Origin of the sequence: Ruegeria sp. HKCCE3926, assembly GCF_017872515.1 — a bacterium.
Taxonomy (GTDB): domain Bacteria; phylum Pseudomonadota; class Alphaproteobacteria; order Rhodobacterales; family Rhodobacteraceae; genus Ruegeria.
The window spans coordinates 361,765-382,059 of record NZ_JAEDOU010000002.1 but is presented as its reverse complement, the minus strand read 5'-3'; the positions used below and the strand labels follow the sequence as shown (position 1 = coordinate 382,059).

General features: G+C 58.7%; 16 protein-coding genes. 5 read left to right on the top strand and 11 right to left on the bottom strand.

Features of this window, described 5'->3' with window-relative positions:
* Positions 1-71: 71 nt before the first annotated feature.
* The 5 genes from I9184_RS09910 to glyA form a co-directional block, all read right to left on the bottom strand.
* On the bottom strand, positions 72-494 hold the full coding sequence (locus I9184_RS09910) for a universal stress protein (protein ID WP_171723662.1): 423 nt from the start codon (positions 492-494) through the stop codon (positions 72-74).
* 78 nt (positions 495-572) lie between these two features.
* On the bottom strand, positions 573-1,946 hold the full coding sequence (locus tag I9184_RS09905; RefSeq protein ID WP_209834080.1) for a sodium:alanine symporter family protein: 1,374 nt from the start codon (positions 1,944-1,946) through the stop codon (positions 573-575).
* Between the two features lie 24 nt (positions 1,947-1,970).
* Positions 1,971-2,915, bottom strand: coding sequence for a lipoyl synthase (gene lipA, locus I9184_RS09900; RefSeq protein ID WP_209834078.1), 945 nt, complete (start codon positions 2,913-2,915; stop codon positions 1,971-1,973).
* A gap of 13 nt (positions 2,916-2,928) precedes the next feature.
* The gene (gene lpdA / locus I9184_RS09895; protein ID WP_209834076.1) at positions 2,929-4,311 is read right to left on the bottom strand and encodes a dihydrolipoyl dehydrogenase; all 1,383 of its coding nucleotides are present in this window, start codon (positions 4,309-4,311) and stop codon (positions 2,929-2,931) included.
* Positions 4,312-4,322: 11 nt separating this feature from the next.
* Complete coding sequence (glyA, locus tag I9184_RS09890) at positions 4,323-5,576, bottom strand: serine hydroxymethyltransferase (protein WP_171635837.1); 1,254 nt, start codon at positions 5,574-5,576, stop codon at positions 4,323-4,325.
* A gap of 147 nt (positions 5,577-5,723) precedes the next feature.
* Between glyA and I9184_RS09885 the strand changes: the two genes are divergently transcribed.
* Positions 5,724-6,326, top strand: a complete 603-nt coding sequence (locus tag I9184_RS09885) for an XRE family transcriptional regulator (protein ID WP_171635839.1) — start codon at positions 5,724-5,726, stop codon at positions 6,324-6,326.
* Between the two features lie 54 nt (positions 6,327-6,380).
* On the opposite strand, the gene I9184_RS09880 is transcribed toward I9184_RS09885, so the two are convergent.
* Complete coding sequence (locus tag I9184_RS09880; protein WP_209834074.1) at positions 6,381-7,328, bottom strand: GlxA family transcriptional regulator; 948 nt, start codon at positions 7,326-7,328, stop codon at positions 6,381-6,383.
* An 80-nt stretch (positions 7,329-7,408) separates the two neighbouring features.
* Between I9184_RS09880 and I9184_RS09875 the strand changes: the two genes are divergently transcribed.
* From I9184_RS09875 to I9184_RS09860, 4 genes are all read left to right on the top strand, one after another.
* Positions 7,409-8,569 (top strand): acyl-CoA dehydrogenase family protein, encoded by a 1,161-nt coding sequence (locus tag I9184_RS09875; protein WP_152460401.1) that lies wholly within the window; start codon positions 7,409-7,411, stop codon positions 8,567-8,569.
* Positions 8,570-8,571: 2 nt separating this feature from the next.
* Positions 8,572-10,587 (top strand): acetate--CoA ligase family protein, encoded by a 2,016-nt coding sequence (locus I9184_RS09870; protein ID WP_209834072.1) that lies wholly within the window; start codon positions 8,572-8,574, stop codon positions 10,585-10,587.
* 3 nt (positions 10,588-10,590) lie between these two features.
* Positions 10,591-11,370: a carnitinyl-CoA dehydratase gene (locus I9184_RS09865; RefSeq protein ID WP_209834070.1), complete on the top strand. Its 780-nt coding sequence runs from the start codon at positions 10,591-10,593 to the stop codon at positions 11,368-11,370.
* Positions 11,371-11,442: 72 nt separating this feature from the next.
* Positions 11,443-11,913, top strand: coding sequence for a hypothetical protein (locus tag I9184_RS09860; RefSeq protein WP_171330775.1), 471 nt, complete (start codon positions 11,443-11,445; stop codon positions 11,911-11,913).
* Here I9184_RS09860 and I9184_RS09855 read toward each other — a convergent pair.
* The 5 genes from I9184_RS09855 to I9184_RS09835 are packed head-to-tail and all read right to left on the bottom strand — an operon-like array spanning position 11,904 to position 20,068.
* Positions 11,904-12,974, bottom strand: coding sequence for a polyprenyl synthetase family protein (locus I9184_RS09855; RefSeq protein WP_209834068.1), 1,071 nt, complete (start codon positions 12,972-12,974; stop codon positions 11,904-11,906). The two genes, I9184_RS09860 and I9184_RS09855, sit on opposite strands and share 10 nt — an antisense overlap.
* Positions 12,975-12,978: 4 nt before the next feature.
* Positions 12,979-15,102: an FAD-dependent oxidoreductase gene (locus tag I9184_RS09850; RefSeq protein WP_209834066.1), complete on the bottom strand. Its 2,124-nt coding sequence runs from the start codon at positions 15,100-15,102 to the stop codon at positions 12,979-12,981.
* The gene (locus I9184_RS21110; RefSeq protein ID WP_209834064.1) at positions 15,095-15,919 is read right to left on the bottom strand and encodes a DUF3237 domain-containing protein; all 825 of its coding nucleotides are present in this window, start codon (positions 15,917-15,919) and stop codon (positions 15,095-15,097) included. Before I9184_RS21110 ends, I9184_RS09850 begins: the two co-directional genes overlap by 8 nt.
* Before the next feature lie 14 nt (positions 15,920-15,933).
* A complete protein-coding gene (locus tag I9184_RS09840; protein WP_171635851.1) occupies positions 15,934-16,815 on the bottom strand; it encodes a family 1 encapsulin nanocompartment shell protein in 882 nt (293 codons plus the stop codon).
* A gap of 52 nt (positions 16,816-16,867) precedes the next feature.
* Complete coding sequence (locus I9184_RS09835) at positions 16,868-20,068, bottom strand: adenylate/guanylate cyclase domain-containing protein (RefSeq protein ID WP_209834062.1); 3,201 nt, start codon at positions 20,066-20,068, stop codon at positions 16,868-16,870.
* Positions 20,069-20,295 lie beyond the last annotated feature (227 nt).

Here is a 20,295-nt window from a genome sequence, read left to right as displayed (position 1 = left end):
TGCCACCAAGTTCGACGTGAAGGTCATACAAGGGCGTGCGCTTCGGTGTGGTCATTTCTTCAACCTTTCAATCAGCGGGACTGGTCGCGGACGACCATGACGGTGCAATGCGCATTGCGCACGACACGGGCCAGGTTCGGGCCAATCTCGTAGTTCGGGAAATCGCCCTTGGTCGATGCCATGACGATCAGATCAAAGCCTTCCTTGTAGGCAAGCTTCAGGATTTCGCGGTAAACACTGCCTTCTTCGACATGGACCGGCACGTCGGAAGCCTTGGCATGATCCAGAATCGCCTGAACCGCACCCCGCACGTGGTCCTTTGCGCCGGCACCATAGTTGGCGGGAAGGTTCGGCAGCTGGATGATCTCGGGGATGACGGCAACCGCATGCAGTTCGGCACCGTAGAATTTTGCCTGTTCCAAGGCGGTCGACAGGGCCAGTTTCCACGAGCGGTCGTCGGTGTGATCAATGGGCAGCAGGATTTTAGTGGCCATCACGTCTCTCCTCGAGATATTGAATTCGGTTTCAAAGGCGGGGGGCCGGGATGGCCCCCCGTTTTGGTCGGGCCGATCTTATTCGGCAGGTGTGCCGCCCGGCTCTTCGGACTTGCCGCCCGAGGCGAAGAACTCTTTGGTCAGTTTGAAGACGATCGGGCTCAGCAGCGCCAGGGCGATCAGGTTCGGGATGGCCATCATGGCGTTCAGCGTATCGGCCAGCAGCCAGATGAAGCCCAGATCCGCAGTTGCGCCGAAGTAGATCATCACGATCCACAGAACGCGGTAGGGCATCAGGGATTTCACGCCCAGCAGGAACTCGACACATTTCTCGCCGTAGAACGACCAGCCGAGGATGGTGGTGAAGGCAAAGATCGACAGCGCGATGGCGATCAGATACCCGCCGATACCCGGCAGCGACAATTCGAACGCGTGGCTCGTCAGCGCCGCACCGGATTCACCCGATGTCCATGCCCCCGACGCGATGATGGCCAGACCGGTGATCGAGCAGACGATGATGGTATCGATGAACGTACCCAGCATCGCGATCAGGCCCTGGTTGACCGGACCCTTGGTTTCGGCAGCGGCATGCGCGATCGGGGCCGAACCCAGACCGGCCTCGTTCGAAAACACACCACGTGCCACACCGAAGCGGATGGCGGCCCAGACGGCTGCACCCGCGAAACCACCTTCTGCGGCGGACGGGCTGAACGCATAGGTAAAGACCAGCGACAGCGCATGTCCGATGTTGCCGATGTTGATCAGCAGAACCAGCAGGCCCGCGATGATATAGGCAACGGCCATGAAGGGGACCAGCTTACCGGCAACCGCACCGATGCGGGTGATACCACCCAGGATAACGGCTGCAGTCAGAACCATCAGAACAACGCCGGTGACCGAGGTGTTCAGGCCAAAATTGGCTTCCAGCACCTGAGCAACACCGTTGGCCTGCACACCGTTGCCGATGCCAAAGGCGGCAACCGCGCCGAACAGGGCGAAAGCCACACCCAGCCAGGCCCATTTCGCGCCCAGACCGTTTTTGATGTAGTACATCGGGCCGCCGACATAGTTGCCCAGCTCGTCTTTCTCGCGATATTTCACCGCGCAGACGGCTTCGGCATATTTGGTGGCCATGCCCACCAGGGCGGTCATCCACATCCAGAACAAGGCGCCTGGACCGCCCAGGAAGACAGCAGTGGCCACACCGGCGATGTTACCTGTACCGATGGTCGCCGACAGCGAAGTCATCAGTGCGTTGAACGGGCTGATCTGCCCTTCGCCCTGACCTTCACGGCCTTTGAACAACAGGCTGAAGCCTGTGCCGATGCGCAGGATCGGCATGAATTTCAGCCCGACCTGCAGGAAGAAGCCAACGCCGAGGATGAGGACCAGCATCATCGGCCCCCATACGACGCCATTGATGGCCCCAACGATTGAATTTAACGCTTCCATGGTTTCCCTCCCATTTGCGTTTGGTTATGCCCCGGTGGCGATGGCCCGCTGACGGGCCTGCTTGAGGGCGGCAAAGTCTTCGTCCGCATGGAACGACGAACGGGTCAGCGGCGTGGCTGACACGTGCAAAAAGCCCTTGGAACGAGCGATTTGTTCCAGTTGGGCGAACTCCTCGGGCGACCAGAACCGGTCAATCGGATGATGTTTCGGCGTCGGTTGCAGATACTGCCCGACAGTCAGAAAATCGACATTGGCCGCGCGCAGATCATCCATCACCTGACGCACGTCGTTGAGGCTTTCGCCCAAGCCGACCATCAGACCCGACTTGGTGAAAATCTCGGGGTTCGAGCGTTTGGCATCGTCCAACAGCCGCAGCGAGGCATAATAGCGCGCGCCGGGGCGAACCGTCGGATACAGGTGCGGGACGGTTTCCAGGTTGTGGTTGAACACGTCCGGCGTTGCGTCAAAGACGATTTTTGCGGCGTCGCCCTTGCCCAGGAAGTCGGGGGTCAGAACCTCGACAGTGGTGCCGGGGTTCTGATGGCGTACGGCGCGGATTGTCTGGGCGATATGCTCGGCCCCGCCATCGGCCAGATCATCGCGATCAACAGACGTAATCACCACGTGGCGCAGGCCCAGTTTCTTGACCGCCGCCGCAACCCGGCCGGGTTCGAACGCGTCCAGCGCATCGGGGCGGCCGGTGGCCACATTGCAGAACGAACAGCCCCGTGTGCAGATCTCGCCCATGATCATCATGGTTGCATGGCGCTTGGACCAGCATTCGCCGATATTGGGGCAGGCCGCTTCTTCGCAGACCGTTGCCAGATCGTGATCCCGCATCAGACGTCGGGTTTCGTAATACGCGGCGCTGTCCCCTTTTTTCTTGCGAATCCACTTGGGCTTACGCGGGATCACGCTGTCGGCCTTTTTGGCCTTTTCCGGGTGGCGTGGTCTAAGCTGGATTGTCATCTGGCAAACCTCGTTAAGCGTGAATCGCACGCCCCATGGCGTCGAGACAGGCTTCCTTGACCGCCTCACCCATGGCAGGATGCGCATGGCACGAGGCTGCAACATCGGCGACCGCGGCACCTTTGGACATGGCCAGAACCAACTCGGCGATCAGATCGCCACCATGGGCACCACAGATATGAGCCCCGAGGATCTTGCCGTCGGAACCGGCCAGAACCTTGACCGCGCCATCTGTTTCACCTGTCGAGCGTGCCCGCGAATTGGCCATGAAAGCAAACTTGCCGACAACATATTCGACGCCCGCGTCTTTCAGAGCCTCTTCGGTCTGACCAACCGAGGCCACTTCGGGATCGGTGTAGACCACACCCGGCACGGTGTTGTAATCGACATGACCGGCTTCGCCGGCCAGCATCTCGACACAGGCAACACCGTCCTCTTCGGCCTTGTGGGCCAGCATCGGGCCGGGAACACAGTCACCAATGGCATAGATACCGGGCACCGACGTCTGGAACGAGCTGTCGACTTCGATGAAGCCACGCGGGTTCACGGCCACGCCCAGCTCTTCCAGCCCAAGCCCGCGCGTCACCGGGCGACGGCCCACAGCGATCAGAACCTTGTCGGCCTCGATCACTTCTTCCTTGTCCTTGCCAACACGATCCACCGTCAGCGACAAACCCGTATCGGTTTTATCGACAGACTTCAAAGCACGGCCCAGTTGGAATTTCAAACCGCGTTTTGACAGGGCCCGCTGCGCCAGCTTGGCGATCTCGCCATCGATGCCGGGCAAAACGCGATCCAGATATTCGACCACAGTAACCTTGGCGCCCAGACGTGCCCAGACCTGCCCAAGTTCCAGGCCGATCACACCTGCACCGATCACAACCAGATGATCCGGCACGCGTTCCAACGCGATTGCACCGGTCGAACTGAGCACATCCTGCTCATCAATCTCGATCCCCGGCAGTGAGGTCGGCTCGGATCCTGTCGCAATCAGGATGTTCTTTGCTTCGTATGTGCTGTCGCGGACCTTGACCTGACCAGTGGCCGGGATGCTGGCCCATCCTTCGATCAGATCGACGCCGTTCTTCTTGAACAGGAATGCGATGCCCTTGGTCAGATCACCGACGATCTTGTCCTTGCGCCCCATCATCGCACTGACGTCGATGCTGGCCCCCTCGACCGCAATGCCATGGGAGGAGAGAAGTGCAAGCTCGGCATATTTGGCCGAGGAGGTCAGCAACGCTTTGGAGGGGATGCACCCCACGTTCAGACAGGTACCGCCCAGTGCGCCGCGCCCTTCGACACAGGCCACTTTCAGCCCCAGCTGAGCCGCGCGGATCGCGGCAACATAGCCACCCGGTCCGCCCCCGATAACGATGAGGTCATAGGTATTCATTTCGCGTACTTTCAGTAGATCGGGTAGCTTGCGCAAAGAGCGCGAACCTGTTTGCGGGTTTCCTGTTCGACGGCTTCGTCACCTTCCGGTGACTGCGCGAGCGCGTCCAGAACATCACCGATCAGATGGCCGATCCTCCTGAATTCTTCCGGGCCAAAGCCACGGCTGCACCCGGCGGCGGTGCCCAGACGGATGCCGCTGGTGATGGTTGGTTTCTCTGGATCTCCGGGAACGCTGTTTTTGTTGCAGGTAAACCCGGCGCGCTCCAGCGCGGCTTCGGCGTCCTTACCGGTGACGCCCAAAGGTCTCAGGTCGACCAGCATCAGGTGGTTCTGGGTGCCGCCGGAAACGATATCACATCCGCGCGCCATCATGACGCTTGCCAAGGCCGATGCGCTGTCAACGACGCGCTGCATGTATTCCTTGAATTCGGGTTTCAGCGCCTCGCCAAAAGCCACCGCCTTGCCTGCGATGACGTGCATCAGCGGGCCCCCCTGTAGGCCGGGGAAGACGGCAGAATTTATCTTTTTCGCCAGCGCCTCGTCATTGGTCAGGATGATGCCACCACGAGGCCCGCGCAGCGTTTTGTGCGTGGTCGAGGTCACGACATGTGCGTGCCCTACAGGCGAGGGGTGCAGGCCGGTCGCCACCAATCCGGCAATATGAGCCATATCAGCCAGCAGCCATGCGCCAACCTCGTCCGCGATTTTACGGAATCTGGCAAAGTCGATCTTTTGCGAGTAGGCGGATGCGCCTGCGATGATCAGCCTGGGCTTTTCCGCCCGCGCCAATTCGGCAACCTGATCATAATCGATCAGCCCTGCATCGGTCAGGCCGTACTGCACGGGCCGGAACCATTTGCCGGACTGCGCCGGTTTCGCACCGTGGGTCAGATGGCCACCTGCGTCCAGCGACATGCCAAGAATGGTATCGCCCGGGTTCAACAACGCCAACTTGACGGCCCCGTTGGCCTGTGCGCCGGAATGGGGCTGAACGTTGGCATATTCACAGCCAAACAGCTTCTTGAGGCGTTCGATCGCCTCGACTTCGACCTCATCGACATATTCGCAGCCGCCATAATAGCGGCGGCCCGGATAGCCTTCGGCGTATTTGTTGGTCAAGACCGAACCCTGAGCTTCGATCACGGCCTTCGAGACAATGTTCTCCGAGGCGATCAACTCGATCTGTTCCGCTTGGCGTTCACCCTCGCGCGAAATGGACGCGGCAATGACGGGATCTGCCTCAATCAGCGACGTTTTGAACATGGTCTCCTCCTTTTGCCCCGAATCCTTAGTACGAAACTTTGTTTCCTATAGGGGAAATAATGTGCTTTAGGCAACAAAAATCTCTTATTCAAGAAGTTGCGTATTAATCGGGAGGCATGTAACCTTTGATAAAACAGGGGGAATTCAATGGGCGACGAAAGCAGAAATGATGTTTCCGGACAGGAAGATCTGGATGAAGGAGAGGCTCTGGGCCGGTCCATCCGCGATGCGCGGCGCGCGAAAGGGTGGACTCTGGAAGAAGCCGGCCGCGCTGCGGGTATCGGGCGGTCGACGCTGTCCAAGATCGAAAACAACCAGACAAAGCCAAGCTTTGACATCGTACGGCGTCTGACTCAGGCCCTGGATATGAGCACCCCGCAGTTGTTTCTTCAGTCGGGTCAATCCGGCATTTCAGGCCGCCGTGATTTCACTCCGAAAGGCGAGGGGGAAATCAAGAATACGCCCACTTACCTGCATGAACTGCTTTGCCCCGAACTGACCAGCAAGCGGATGCTGCCCTATATCGCGACAATCAAGGCGCGTGACCTGTCGGAATTCGAGACGTGGATCCGACATTCCGGAGAAGAATTCATGTATGTGCTCAGCGGTGAACTCATCTTCGTGTCTGAACACTACCGCCCCTTGCCAATGAAGGCTGGTGACTCGCTTTATTATGACAGCGGAATGGGGCATGGGTGTATTTCGACCAGCGAAGAAAACGCCAAGGTGCTGTGGGTTTCGCTGGAATAGCCCCCAGGGTTCTTTGGTTTTCCAGGAAAGCGGGCATCGCCATGCGCACCCCATTCAGCCGTCAGACAAGCTTCGGTGGCGAAACGCCGTCGGTGTCTGGCCGAATTCTGCCTTGAACGCTCGCGTCATGGCGCTGGCGTTTTCATATCCGCAACGACCGGCGATTTCGGCGATGGACTGCTCGGTATCTTCTGCCAGATTGCGTGCAAGGTTAAGCCTCAGCCGACGATACAGCGCCTGCGGCGTGGTTTTGAGCTCTGCCTGAACGCGCATTTCGATCCGCTTTTGTGAACACCCGATCTTGCGGGCCAGTTCCCTGATCGAAAGAGGTGTTTCAAGGTTCGCCTGCATGACAGCCAGTGCGCGATTGACCAAAGTGTCTTCGGACTTCAGAGGCAAAGGGTAATGATCCTGCCCATTTCGGCTCATCAGAAGATGCCCGACTTCCATGGACAAAAGGGGGCCGTGATCCTTGCGGATCAGGGCCGAGGCCAGATCGAACGCGGCCATCGCCCCAGAACAGGTCAGCCTGTTGCCATCGATGACAAAACGTTCCTGCACCGCATCCACGGCCGGAAAACTTTCTTCGAACCGGGAAAGCTCGTCCCAGTGAATGGTCGCCCGGTGCTCATCCAGCAAACCGGCGCGGGCCAGCAGCCAACTGCCGGTATCCAATCCGGCCACTTGCCGGTGTTTTCGGGCCGCAGCCAGCACGGTGCGCGTGGTCGATCGCGTGTCCAACTTGCGATACCCATAAGACGGCATGACCACCAGAACGTCGCCTTGCTGATCCAAGATTGAACCATTCGGTGTAACGACAAGGCCGCTGGAACTTTGAACGGGGTCTCCGTCAATGGAGCAGAAACACCACGAATACAAAACCTGCCTCGACAGGTTGTTCGCAGCCCTGAGCGGTTCGACCATGTTTGCAAGGCAATGGTTCGAAAACCCGTTGAAGAGCAGGATGTTGTATTGTCGCGTCAAAATTTTCGAATTTGGCATGATTTGATATCAACTCTGCATGCCGTGACCTTGAGCGATGGCGTTTGGTTGGTCAACCACCGATCCAGGGAACACGCGCCATGCAGTTTGGTCTGACAGAAGAACAGGACATGATCGTCTCGACGGTCCGAAGCTTTGTTGAAAACGAAATCTACCCGCATGAAGACGCGGTCGAGCGTTCGGGAACCGTGCCTCCTGAGCTGGGTGAGCAGATCAAGCAGAAATGTATCGATCTGGGCTTTTATGCCTGCAACTTCCCCGAGGAGGTCGGCGGCGCAGGTCTGTCTCATCTGGATTTCACCTTGGTCGAGCGCGAGCTTGGCCGCGGGTCAATGGCACTGACGCATTTCTTTGGGCGCCCGCAGAACATCCTGATGGCCTGCAACGACGAGCAGCGCGAACGGTATCTTCTGCCTGCCGTACGTGGTGACAAGATGGACGCCTTGGCGATGACCGAACCGGATGCGGGTTCGGATGTGCGTGGTATGAAATGCCAGGCGGTGCGCGATGGCGGCGACTGGGTTGTCAACGGATCGAAACATTTCATCTCGGGCGCGGAACATGCGGATTTCTTCATCGTCTTCATCGCGACCGGCGTGGACGAAACCCCCAAGGGCCCGAAGAAACGCATCACCACTTTCCTGGTGGATCGCGGTACGCCGGGGTTTGAAGTGCGCGAGGGCTACAACTCGGTCAGCCACAAGGGCTACAAGAACTATATCCTGTATTTCGACAACTGCCGTCTGCCCGATGCACAGGTCTTGGGCGAGGTTGATGGCGGCTTTGCCGTGATGAACGAATGGCTTTACGCAACCCGCCTGACGGTTGCGGCGTTCTCGGTCGGTCGCGCGCGGCGCTGCTTTGACTATGCGCTGAACTATGCGGCCGAGCGCAAGCAGTTCGGCCAGCCTATTGGTAAGTTTCAGGGCGTCGGATTCCAGATCGCCGACATGATTACCGAGATCGATGCCGCCGATTGGCTGACACTCGCGGCCGCGTGGCGTCTGGACCAAAATCTGCCATCAAACCGCGAGATTGCCTCGGCCAAGCTCTATGCCTCGGAAACGCTGGCGCGGGTGACGGATACCACGCTGCAAATCTTCGGGGGTATGGGTTTGATGGACGATTTCCCGATCGAACGGTTCTGGCGCGATGCCCGGGTCGAGCGCATCTGGGACGGCACCAGCGAAATTCAGCGCCACATCATCAGCCGCGATCTTCTGCGTCCCTTGGGCGCCTGACCATGAACAAAGACCTGACCCGGCTGCTGCGCCCGAAATCCATCGCCGTCATCGGTGGCGGCGCGTGGTGTCAGCAGGTTGTTCTGCAATCCGAACGCATGGGCTATGCCGGTCAAATCTGGCCGGTGCATCCCAAAGCGTCTGAAATTGCAGGACACAAGGTTTATGCCCACATCGAAGACCTGCCCGAAGCCCCGGATGCGGTTTTCATCGGGATCAACCGCCACGCCACCATCGAGGCCGCTCGTGTCCTGTCCAGTATGGGCGCAGGTGGGGCGGTGTGCTTTGCATCGGGCTTTTCCGAGGCCGTTGCCGAAGATGACACCGGCGGGGACTTGCAGGATCAACTGATTGCCGCAGCCGGTGACATGCCCATTCTTGGCCCGAACTGCTATGGCTTCATCAACGCGCTGGATGGGGCGCTGTTGTGGCCGGACCAGCACGGGGCCACCCCTGTGGACAAGGGCGTGGCGATCCTGACGCAAAGTTCGAACATCTCGATCAACCTGACCATGCAGAAACGTGGGTTGCCGATTGCCTACATGATGGCATGCGGAAACATGGCCCAAACCAGCCAGGCCGAAATCGCCTCGGCCTTGATCGATGATCCGCGCGTAACCGCCGTGGGTCTGCATATCGAAGGGTTCAAGGACATCCGGGAATGGGAGGCGCTGGCCGCGAAGGCCCACGAAAAGGGCATCCCGCTGGTCGCCCTCAAAGTCGGTGCATCCGAACAGGCACAGGCCGCAACCGTCTCTCATACCGCGTCTCTCGCGGGCAGCGATGCAGGCGCGCAGGCGCTGCTGGACCGATTGGGCATCCCGCGTCTTTCGACGTTGCCGGATTTCCTAGAAACGTTGAAACTGCTGCACTGCTACGGGCCGCTCCCCGGGGGTAACATCGCGTCGATCAGCTGTTCGGGGGGTGAGGCGAGCCTGATCGCAGACATGGCCGTCGGCACCGGCCTGAGTTTTCCACAGTTGAGCGATGACAAAAGGGCGCGCTTGCGTGACGCGCTTGGCCCTATGGTCGCGTTGAACAATCCGCTGGATTATCACACGTATATCTGGCGCGATGAAGAGGCGATGGCACAGGCCTGGTCGGGCATGACGGGTGACGACATCGACCTGACGTTCTCGATCGTAGACTATCCAACGACGGATCCGACCGACTGGAGTTGCGCGACCCGAGCTGCGTTGAGAGTGCGTGCCGAAACCGGCGCACGGTTTGCGATTGTTGCGACGCTGCCTGAACTTCTGCCTGAAGACGTCGCGCAAGACCTGATGGCCGGTGGTGTCGTTCCATTCATGGGATTGCGCGAAGCACTGGCGGCCACGCGCGCTGCGGGTCAGATTTCGCCCCCGTCCGCGCATCCTGTCTGGTTGCCTGGAACGGCTGAGGCGACCCAAACCCTGACCGAAGGCGAATCGAAACGGGCGCTGGCCGAATGCGGCCTGCACGTTCCGAAAAGCCGTACGGTTTGCGGCCCGGCAGAGGCCCATTCGACCGCGCAGGACATGGAAGCCCCCTTTGTCGTGAAAGGTGTTGGGCTTGCGCATAAATCCGAACACGGCGCTGTTCAGCTGGGCATCAAGGCCGAGGATGTGGCCGATGTCGCAGCCGAAATTGGCACAGATAGCATCCTGATCGAAGAGATGATCACCGGAACCATTGCCGAATTGCTGGTCGGTGTCGTCCGTGACCCGGCGCATGGGTTTGTCCTGACATTGGGGGCGGGGGGCGTACTGACCGAAATCCTGCGCGATACGGCGTCGGTGCTGGTGCCAAGCACGCACGAGGACATCCGTGCCGCGCTTGGCAAATTGAAAATTGCCCCGCTTTTGGCGGGCTATCGCGGCCAACGGGCGGCTGATATGGATGCAATCATCGCCGCAGTCGAGGCCGTTCAGGCCTATGTCATGCAAAATGCCGACACGCTTGGCGAGGTCGAGATTAACCCGCTCCTGTGCACGCCGTACAAGGCCGTTGCCGTGGATGCTCTGATAAGAAAGGCCTGAGATATGGACCCGATCAAAACCCGCCGCGACGGAGCGATCCTTGAGGTGACGCTGGACCGGCCCAAGGCCAACGCCATCGATCTTGTCACCAGCCGCAGGATGGGTGAGGTATTCGCCGCGTTTCGCGACGATCCAGAGCTGCGCGTGGCCATTCTGACGGGCGGCGGAGAAAAGTTCTTTTGCCCGGGCTGGGACCTGAAAGCAGCGGCCGACGGGGATGCGGTAGACGGGGATTATGGCGCCGGAGGGTTCGGCGGCTTGCAAGAGCTGCGCGACCTGAACAAACCCGTGATCGCGGCCGTCAACGGCATCGCCTGTGGCGGCGGGCTGGAGCTGGCCTTGTCAGCCGACATGATCCTTGCCGCCGACCACGCCACGTTCGCCCTGCCGGAAATCCGCTCGGGGACTGTCGCGGATGCGGCCAGCGTCAAACTGCCCAAGCGCATCCCTTACCACATCGCGATGGAGTTGCTGCTTACCGGCCGGTGGTTCGACGCAAAGGAAGCCAATCGCTGGGGTCTGGTGAACGAGATCGTCGCCGCGGATCAACTGATGGATCGCGCCTGGGAACTGGCCCGGTTGTTGGCCTCAGGACCGCCCCTGGTTTATGCCGCGATCAAGGAAATCGTACGCGATGCCGAAGATGCCAAGTTTCAGGATGCCATGAACCGCATCACCAAGCGTCAGCTCAGAACCGTGGACGTTCTCTATGCCAGCGAAGATCAGCTGGAAGGCGCGCGCGCCTTTGCCGAGAAAAGAGACCCGGTCTGGAAAGGAAAATAGGCAGACGTTTACCATGATAGCAGAGCGTGAATTTACCATTTACTGATCCGCACGGCACGTGCACAGTTAGGCATGCCGTATTTCGAACGAAAACCATATGTTAGTGCATCTCGGGCGGTCAGCCCGATTGCGCCGCAGCCCGACAATCAACCGATTTCCGATATAGCGCGCCGCGTGCTCGAAACAGAGCGGGGCCCGCGGCAACATCTGGACGGTCCGTTCAGGTGTCGCAAATCCTGTCACCCCGGCAGCACCGCCACCATTCTGCTGTCCTTTGAAGCACCCGAAGGCGCGGCACCTGTTCAGATGCAGTTCGAACCGGGTGATCTGACCAATCCGAACGGCGACATTCTGCCGGCCAACCGCATCAGTGTGATCCCGCCACAAATCCAGCTTGAACCGGGGGAAGCAACGGATGTTGCTGTTGCGGTGACCATACCCGACCTCTCCAAACCCGGAGAATATCACGGTCGGATCGCCTGTACAGGAACGGACCAAACCTCGGTTGTGGTGATTTTCGAGGTGGCGGGCGCTCAGACCTGACGGGTCACCAGATAGTCCATGAACTGTCCCAGAAATGCGCGCGGCGCGTCTTCTGTGCCCGCGAACACCCGCGCGAACTCATTCCGGGCCGCTGCCAGCAGATCATTCGCTGCGTCCTGCGCATAGCGGATGCTGCCGTAATGGTTCATGCGCTCCAGCACCCAGGCGACATCTTGCGACGACCGGGCATCACGCGGGTTTGACAACATCTCGGCCAACCGTGCCTGTTCAGGCTCTTCCGCTTTCAGGCCAAGCTGGCCCAGCATCAGCGTGCGTTTGCCTTCATAGATGTCGCCGCCGATTTCCTTGCCGTAACTGTCCTGTGAGCCGACGAGATTCAAGACGTCGTCCTGAATCTGAAACGCCGCACCCAGGAAAAAGCCGAAGGCGTTGAAATCATCCAGATTCAGCGCACCGGACGCGACATCATGTGGCCGCGCAATCAGGGCCCCGATGCGCATCGGGTGAATGAAACTGTACCAGCAGGTCTTTTTCAGACACATCCTCAGATAATCTGATGCATCGACGTTCAAACGATTGTCGCGGATCCAGCCAAGCTCCAGCGCCTGACCTTCGATGGATTGCTGCAACAGATGGTCGAACTCATCCACCACGCGCATACCGGTTTCCGGGCCCAACGGCCCCAGGTTCTGACGCAGCAGACGCAGGGCAAGCGATTGCATCCCATCGCCGGTATTGATCGCCAGGGGAACCCCAAGCCGCTTGTGCATACATTCGCGCCCGCGCCGGAAATCGCTTTGATCTTCGATGTCGTCGTGGATCAGAAAAGCGTTGTGCAGCAGCTCTAGAACCGCGGCCGAGGCCCTAGCATTTTCGCTGTTTCCTCCGAAGGCTTCGCATGTCGCTAACAGCAGGGCGGGCCTCAGGCCCTTGCCCGAGGTTTCGATGTAGTCGCGCATCGGGCCATACAGATAGGCCTGAGGCTCACCCGTCGGCAACAGGCCCAAAAGCGTTTCGCGCGCCTGATCCCCGTAGAAGGTCAGGGTTTTTAGAAAATCCTGTTTCGCCGCAGGATCCAAATGCGCGGTTCCGGATTTCACAGGCTCAGCCCTTCTGGGTGATGATCACGCGGCTTTTGTTTTCCCGGGCGCCGGATCGTTCCGGACCGCCGCCAAACGCAGAAAGCGGTTCGTCAGAAATTGGCAACGCCCTGGACAAGGCACCTGATTGACCACTGTCCCGACCCAGATCATACGCGACATCTTCCGCCAGCTCATCCCCCGGGATCGGCAGATCCGCGGTGGGCTCGTAGTTCGCGATGAGGTCGAACAGCTCTTTCGGGGGGCAGATCATTCGAAGCGCTTCGGCAATGGCTGGCTCCTCGGTGATGCCGCCGGGTTTTGAATATTCCGCCGCCGGTTCCCCTATGGCTGCAAGAGGGCCATCACCGCCACGATCAACTCCTGCCGTGTCCTGACCCATTTTCAGCGCGGCTTCGACCGCAACCGCGAACCGGTTGTCCCACGGAAGGCCAGCCTGATAGCGGGCGTAATCATAAGCGCGCAGCGGTTTCAGGATGTCGGGCTCGTGCAGGTCCCAGATCTGGCAGGGCTCGGCATCCGATCCACTGCGTTGAAGAATGGCGTTGACGGCCCGACGCGCGGCCTCGTTCGCCCCTTCCATCGTGGCAAGGTCGGTAAAAGTGCGGACGTAATCCGATGCCAGGAAGAAATTCGGGATCAATGTGGCCGCATCCGGGCGCAAGCGCCAGCTGTTGATACGGTTGACCAACAAGGGTTCGACATTGCTTTGACGCTTGGGGTCGTTCGGGTCTTGAACGATATCAGGATCGAGGAACCAGTAGTGCATATCCTCGTCCCGCAGAATGGTTTGGCCATCCACGTTGATGCTGCGCTTGAGCTGTTCCCAAACCTCTTTTGCGATCTCTTCCCGGGTGCAATCGCGCGCGGTTTTTCCGTTCAGCCCCGGCTTGTCCCATTCGGAGATATCGATTGACAGCAGGCCTTTGGTCTTTCCTTCGGCCCAGTTTTCGAAATTGATCCCCGGCCAGAACTGTTTTTGCGACACAGCCGTCAAAGCCCATGGGCTGTCGATGAAAATGACGTGGCCATGGGTCAGCTCGACATCCTTGGTCAGATAGAACTGAATGCCGTTCATCCATTGCACGTCATCGGCCAGCAAAGGCAGTTTGGCAAGTGCAGGGTCAACCGCCATCATTTCCGGGGTCACAAGCGGTGCCATGCGTTCAATCGGCATGGCGCTGATGAACCAATCCCCCGTGACCTGCTTTTCTTCACCATCCTGTTCGACCGTTGCGCCAATGATCTTACCGTTCCGGCACTCGATTCCGGTGACTTTGGAGTCAAAATTGTACACGACCCCCTTGCTTGTCAGGTAATCCAGCCACGGTTGAATCCAGACAAGATTGGTGGGCCCGTTCAGCAGCCTGTTGCAGTGGGGTTCGGGCGTGGCAATGCCCAGCTGAAGCTGAACCGCAATGTCCCCCACTGTCTTCGTGCTTGCCGTCGTGGCCTTGGCGGCCACCAACGAACGGGTCAGGCCGATGGCAAGGAACTTCTGATAGGCTTCCGAGCGGTCCTGCGCACCGATGAAATCCCACCAACCGATCCGTTCATATTCGTCGAACCGGCGTTCCTTGCAAGAGCTCGCGATCCGCCACATGCAGGCGACAAAATGCTCGACATCCTCATACGCAATCTGGTCCCTCGGCGAAAGCGCGAAGGCAATGGTCTTGAAGGCATCCGCAACATCCTTGAGCGTGCGGGGGAACCGTTCCGGGACAATGATGCCGGGCTTGTCAAACTGGCTGACCAGAACTTGCGTGGTCGGGACAAGATTGTCAAAGCATGTGCCCTTGTCGTAATACGGCGTTCGGGCCATCGTGTCGGTGATATGCCGATAAAAGTTCGGAAAGAACCTGAACCCATGTTCACCGGGCAGCCAGGGCCGTTTCACGCCGGGCGGATAATTGGCTCCATCCATCTCGGCCCATTTTTCCAGTGCCTTGATGTGTTTCGCTTTCGAGCCATGATCCCCTTCACCCTTCATCACGGGGATGCTTCGGGCCTTGCCGCCGGGGATCAGCTGGCGTTCGTGGATTTCTACCTCGAAGCCGCGTTCAATCAGTTCGTGCGCGGCGCTCATGCCAGCCACGCCTCCCCCAAGAATGACAACCTTGTCAGGCATCGGAAATTCCTTTCGCGGAATAGACGTCAAAGCGCAGGGTGATGTCTGACAGGCTGGCTTCGCCAATGCCAAAACCCTGCACCCGATTCATCCAGCTGTAATGCGGATTCGAGGTCAGGTAACGCGGTGCAAGCCGTACCGGAGCCGAAGCGGGCAGATTGCCCTTGGACAATGCCGCATATCCGTCCGGGCCGAAGTCACACACACCCGTATCTTCGAATAGGATCGGGGCTTGTCCGATGGACGGTCTGATAAGCGCCTTTGCATGAAGCAGTCCCACACCATCGGGCCGCACGCGCATCCAGTCTCCTCCGATCGGCTCGATCGTCCCCTTTAGATGTGGGCCTTCGACGGTGCCCCCTTCTTTGATGGCGAAATGCAGCCAAACCCCATCCGGCGTCTCGCCCGAGGGATGAAAGCTGCTATCGAACGGCACCAGAAATTTGGCAACATGTTCCAATACCGGCGACGTCACCGTGGTTTTTGCCGGTTCCGGCGCGGCAGGTTCAATTTCTTTTTCGGGCCCGGGGTCAAACTCGCGCCCTCCCGACGTCAGCACCGGACGCCAGGACAAGGTTTTTTCCTGTTTGACCGACGGCAGAATGGCTGCGAATTGTTGAAACCCGGTTTGCGGGTCCCGCAACAAGGGCCACCCGCGAATGGCACGCTCGGCGCCGCCATCTTCCGAACAGATCAGACGTAGCGTGTCATGCGACGACACGGATGGACCGGCTTCCACCAACACCCGACTGAGACCGTCTGCGTTGATCGCCTCGGACCAACGCAGCGTCACGCCCCGATCTGAAAACTCGCGCACGACCCGATCTCCGGTCAACAGGTTATGGTGCGGACGGCCTTAGCTTCCTTGATCCTGAGATGGAACTTCTGCTGCACGCGGAAGACGTGCTCGCCCTCGGCAGAGGTTTGCAGATACTTCACGGCGATATCCGAGGGCACGACGATTTCAACCGGTGCACCCAGCAGGGACACAAGCACTGCCTTGTCCTGGGGCAGGGTGCTGGAACGCAGCAACGGCCCGTCCAGGAACGGGAGAATGCTGTCACGTGGCAGTACCATCGAATTCGGCAGCGGGGTCGTGACCGCACGGAACAGACCGTTGCCCATCACACAGGCATAGGGGCCCAGATAGCCATGCGTTTCTAGCGTGCTGATGCCCTCGACGACGGCCTCGAAAACATCGGTTCCGCTGTAGTTCTTTTTGGTCGTGGATTTGGTTTTGCCTTCGCCCGCTTCAAGCAATCCCGGATATTTGCCACCGCCGCTGATCGTATAGATCTGCGGCAATGAGGCGTGCGCGCCGCCGGCGTGTTTGGGGGCCTGTCCGGTGCCGGGTTGACCGTTGAAAATGATGTCATCTTCTACCCGTGCCACAACGGCGGCCGCTCGGCGGAACATGATCTGAGCCGCCGTCAGTTCCGGATCAGCCACCTGTGCGCCTTTCAGGTACACGTTCACCGATACGGTGGTAAGTCGCAGCGTGTCATAGTCGTTCACGTCAAGACGTTCTTTGGATGCACCAGATGAGTTCTCGACCAGATCCAGCTTGTTCAGCGGGACGGACTGCGTGTCAGCGGGCAGCGGTCCGTACAGGGGCAGGAAACTGGCGGCCACTCGGGCGCGAAGCGCCTCATCATGGACGGCCTTTTTCACGGCGCTCCACTGATCTTCATTCCAATCCAATGCATCGGTCATTGCAAATCCCTCTCGGTGCTGCTGCCCAATTTGGCGGGGCAGTCAATCTTGTTCATTTTTCTTCTTTCAATCTGCCCAGCAGATCGCGGGCCCGCTGCTCCTGAACAACTCCACGGCAATCCCGCGCAAGCGAAAGCGCTTTTTCCGCCTCGCTGATTGCAGCGTCCAAGTCCCCCTTTGCGGCCAAAGCCTTTGCTCGCACACGGTGATATTCAGGTTTGTTCAACGTCTCGCCGCGCTCCCAGCCGGGAATGCAAACGGTTTCCAGCCGGTCCAAAGCCTGATCAACGTCTCCGTGATCAATCATCAACTCAGACAGAACAATCTGATTCTGAGGAAAAGTAAAGTTTCCACCAGATTTGGAAATCAGGTTCATGCATGTCTCGATGCGTTCCGGAACACCTGCGATGTCGCCCTTTCCGGCCTGCGCGAGGCCCATATAGATGTCCTGCATCGCGTGAAGGTAAAGAAACCCTTCCTCATCCGCGACTTTTCTGGCTTCTTTCATCGTTACGTCAAGCCGGTCCCATTCCCCCGCATAGGGCAGGAACATGCTGCAAGCGCCCATCACGTAGACAAGGTTGGGTGCGTGGTTCAGCGCTCTGCTGACCTCGATGGATTCCAGACGCGCGGCCTCGGCTTTTTCGAACTTTCCTTGTTGCCACAGCAGGCATCCCTGAATGGCCAGCAATGACGCGGCAGTGGAAGACTGGGTCATGGGCATCATGGCCATATCCAGCTCGGGTGTGATCAGGGCGAATGCGCGTTCCAGCTGTTGTTCGCATTCCGAAAATTCCCCGCGGAAGTAATGAGTAAAGCTCAGCGCCCGTGCCGCCAGCACATTGGCGACGGGGTCGTCGGACATGCCGGCCATCATATCCAGCGCTTGTCCCATTTCCATCGCTCGGTTCATCTGACCGGCAACAAAGAAATGGGTCCAACGGCAGAAGGTTGCGGCAAAAAGCGTCTCGCCGTCGCCCAAAGACTGGGCCAGTTCCATCGCCCGGGCGGCAGTCTCGCCGACCTGATCGGACGACCATCCGTAAATCGCCATATAGGCGGGCAGAATGTTCATCTGAACCCGAAGTTCGAAGCCATCGCGATCCGCGTTGACCTTCATAGTTCCGATGTTGCGCAGGGCGGCCCGGAAAGCGGAAATCGCGGGCAGGTTTGCCAGTCGGGACAACGCCAGTTCACCTGCCGTGACCCAATTCGTGACAGCCTCATCCTTCAATCCGCCAAGATCGCAATGATGCGCGACGGTATCAGGAGCCGGGCTGCCGAATGCTTTGTGACCGTCCAGCAATGCTTGGGCGATTTTCAGATGCACCTTCTGCCGGTCTTCCCGCAGTAACGAATTATAGGCCGTATCCTGAACCAGCGCGTGGTTGAACGTGTATGTGGCCGACCCTGAATCGCTGGTGATCAGCACGACGCCAGCCGCCATAAGCTGCATGAGGGCGCTTTCCACATCCATGTCTTCATGCGCCACCGCGTGGATCATCTGAGCGGTGAAACTGCGCCCGATGACCGATCCGAGCTGGGCGACTGGTTTAGCATGTTCCATACGGTCAAGACGCGACATCAGCGAGTCCTGAAGGGTGGCCGGGACGCTCAGCGCATCCAGAACCTCGGCGTTGATCGGGGCATCCTGGGGCAGCTGGTCCAGAACCGCCTTTGTCATTTCTTCGATATACAGCGGCACGCCATCCGCCTTTTCGATGATCTGCCTGATCAGGATGACAGGCAGGCTGTACGGCTCGGCCACGCGCCGGACCAGTTCGGATGCCTCGGTATTGCCAAGCGGAGACAGATCAATGCGCGCGGCTCTGCTTTCGAAATGTTCCGGAGGTTCGTATTCAGGTCGGTGCGACAGAACCACCAGTACTGGAAAGTTGCTCAAGGCGGATGCAAGCGCATCCAGTACATCCAACGTGGTCGCATCGGCCCAATGAACGTCTTCGACCACCAACAACAACGTGCCGCGCCTGTCACACAGGCTGCCCAGACTGCGCAGCATCACGTCAAGGGATTTGCGCGCCTTCTTCAACGGGTCGGATTCTGACGGGGCGCCGGTCTCGATACCTGCCAGATCCAGAAGAACGGGCAAGTCTGCGTCACTCAGCCGTGAGGCCGATTGCACGAAGTCCGAAATCGCCGCCCGGATACTGTCATTTGATTTGTCGCCGGAAACGCGCCTCAATTCTCCGACAATGGGGTGCAGCGGAAGACTGGTCAGGTGCGGGATGCACTGCAATGTAAAGGGTTTGACCCCGATTGTTTCAGACAGTGACTTGATCAGCCTCGACTTGCCGATTCCCGCAGCCCCCCCGACAAGCGCCAGCCGGCCCGAGCCTTCCTGCGCTTCGCTCCAAAGCCGGGTCAGGGTTGAAAGATCATCATGCCGGGCGACAAGATCGACCGCGGATTGACCCACCCGCGCGTCGAACCGGCTGGTGGACATGATTTCCGACACCACGCGATACACTTTGCGCTGATTGTCAAAGCCTTTCAGCTCGTGGCTGCCGCGTGGCTCGAATTCAAAGGCACCCTGGGTCAGCCTCCGGGTCTCTGATGAAATGATCACTTCACCCGGTTCGGCCAGCCCTTGCAAGCGGGATGCAAGATTCGCCGTTTCACCCACCAGAAAGTCCTGAGATCCCAAGCTTTTCGAAGAAACAACGCCCACGACAACCATTCCGGTCGCAATGCCTGCCCGCAGGTCAAGCTTTTCTCCAAACTCGTTTTCAAGGTTCTGAACGGCCTCGATAGTCTCCAAAACGGCTCGTACGGCCCGTTCGGCATCATCTTCCATGGCCTTCGGGTATCCGAAATACACCATTATGCCATCGCCCTGCCGATAGGCCAGATGGCAGCCGTGCTGTTTCAAGGTGCCGATCGCCGTATCCAGATACAGGTTCATGATCTGCATCAGGTCTTCCGGATCATATCGCTGAGCCAGCCGTGTCGACCCCACAAGATCGCAGAAAACCAAAGTCAGTTGCCGACGCTCGGCCTTGGACTGGACTTCGGGCCGCTTCGACGCTTCCTGCGATTTCAGCCTGGCCTGCGCCTTTCGAAAGCGCTTCCTTTCACCAACCGTCAACCCGAGATCACGCAGTTCCGGATCAGTCAATTCGTCCAGAATGTCGTCGTCCACGCCCTCTCTCTGAAACAGAGTGGCATAGTCATTCAGATCTGCCAGATGAAGGACTTTTGAAATGCGTGGTGATGCCTCAAGGACTCGCGTCATTGGCTTGCGACTCCTTCCATAACTGTCCCCCTGTTTTCCCCTTAGTACATAAACATAATGTATATGTATAATCCAAAAATAGAGAGGAATTCATGCTGAATCCATAGCAGGAACAGATGGCACTGTTAACTTGTTACATTGATTGACCGATTTACTTCATAATTACCACACCGTCACGCGCTTTTCCTTGAATATCATAAGGTTCAAGTCTCAAGTTGACTTCACTG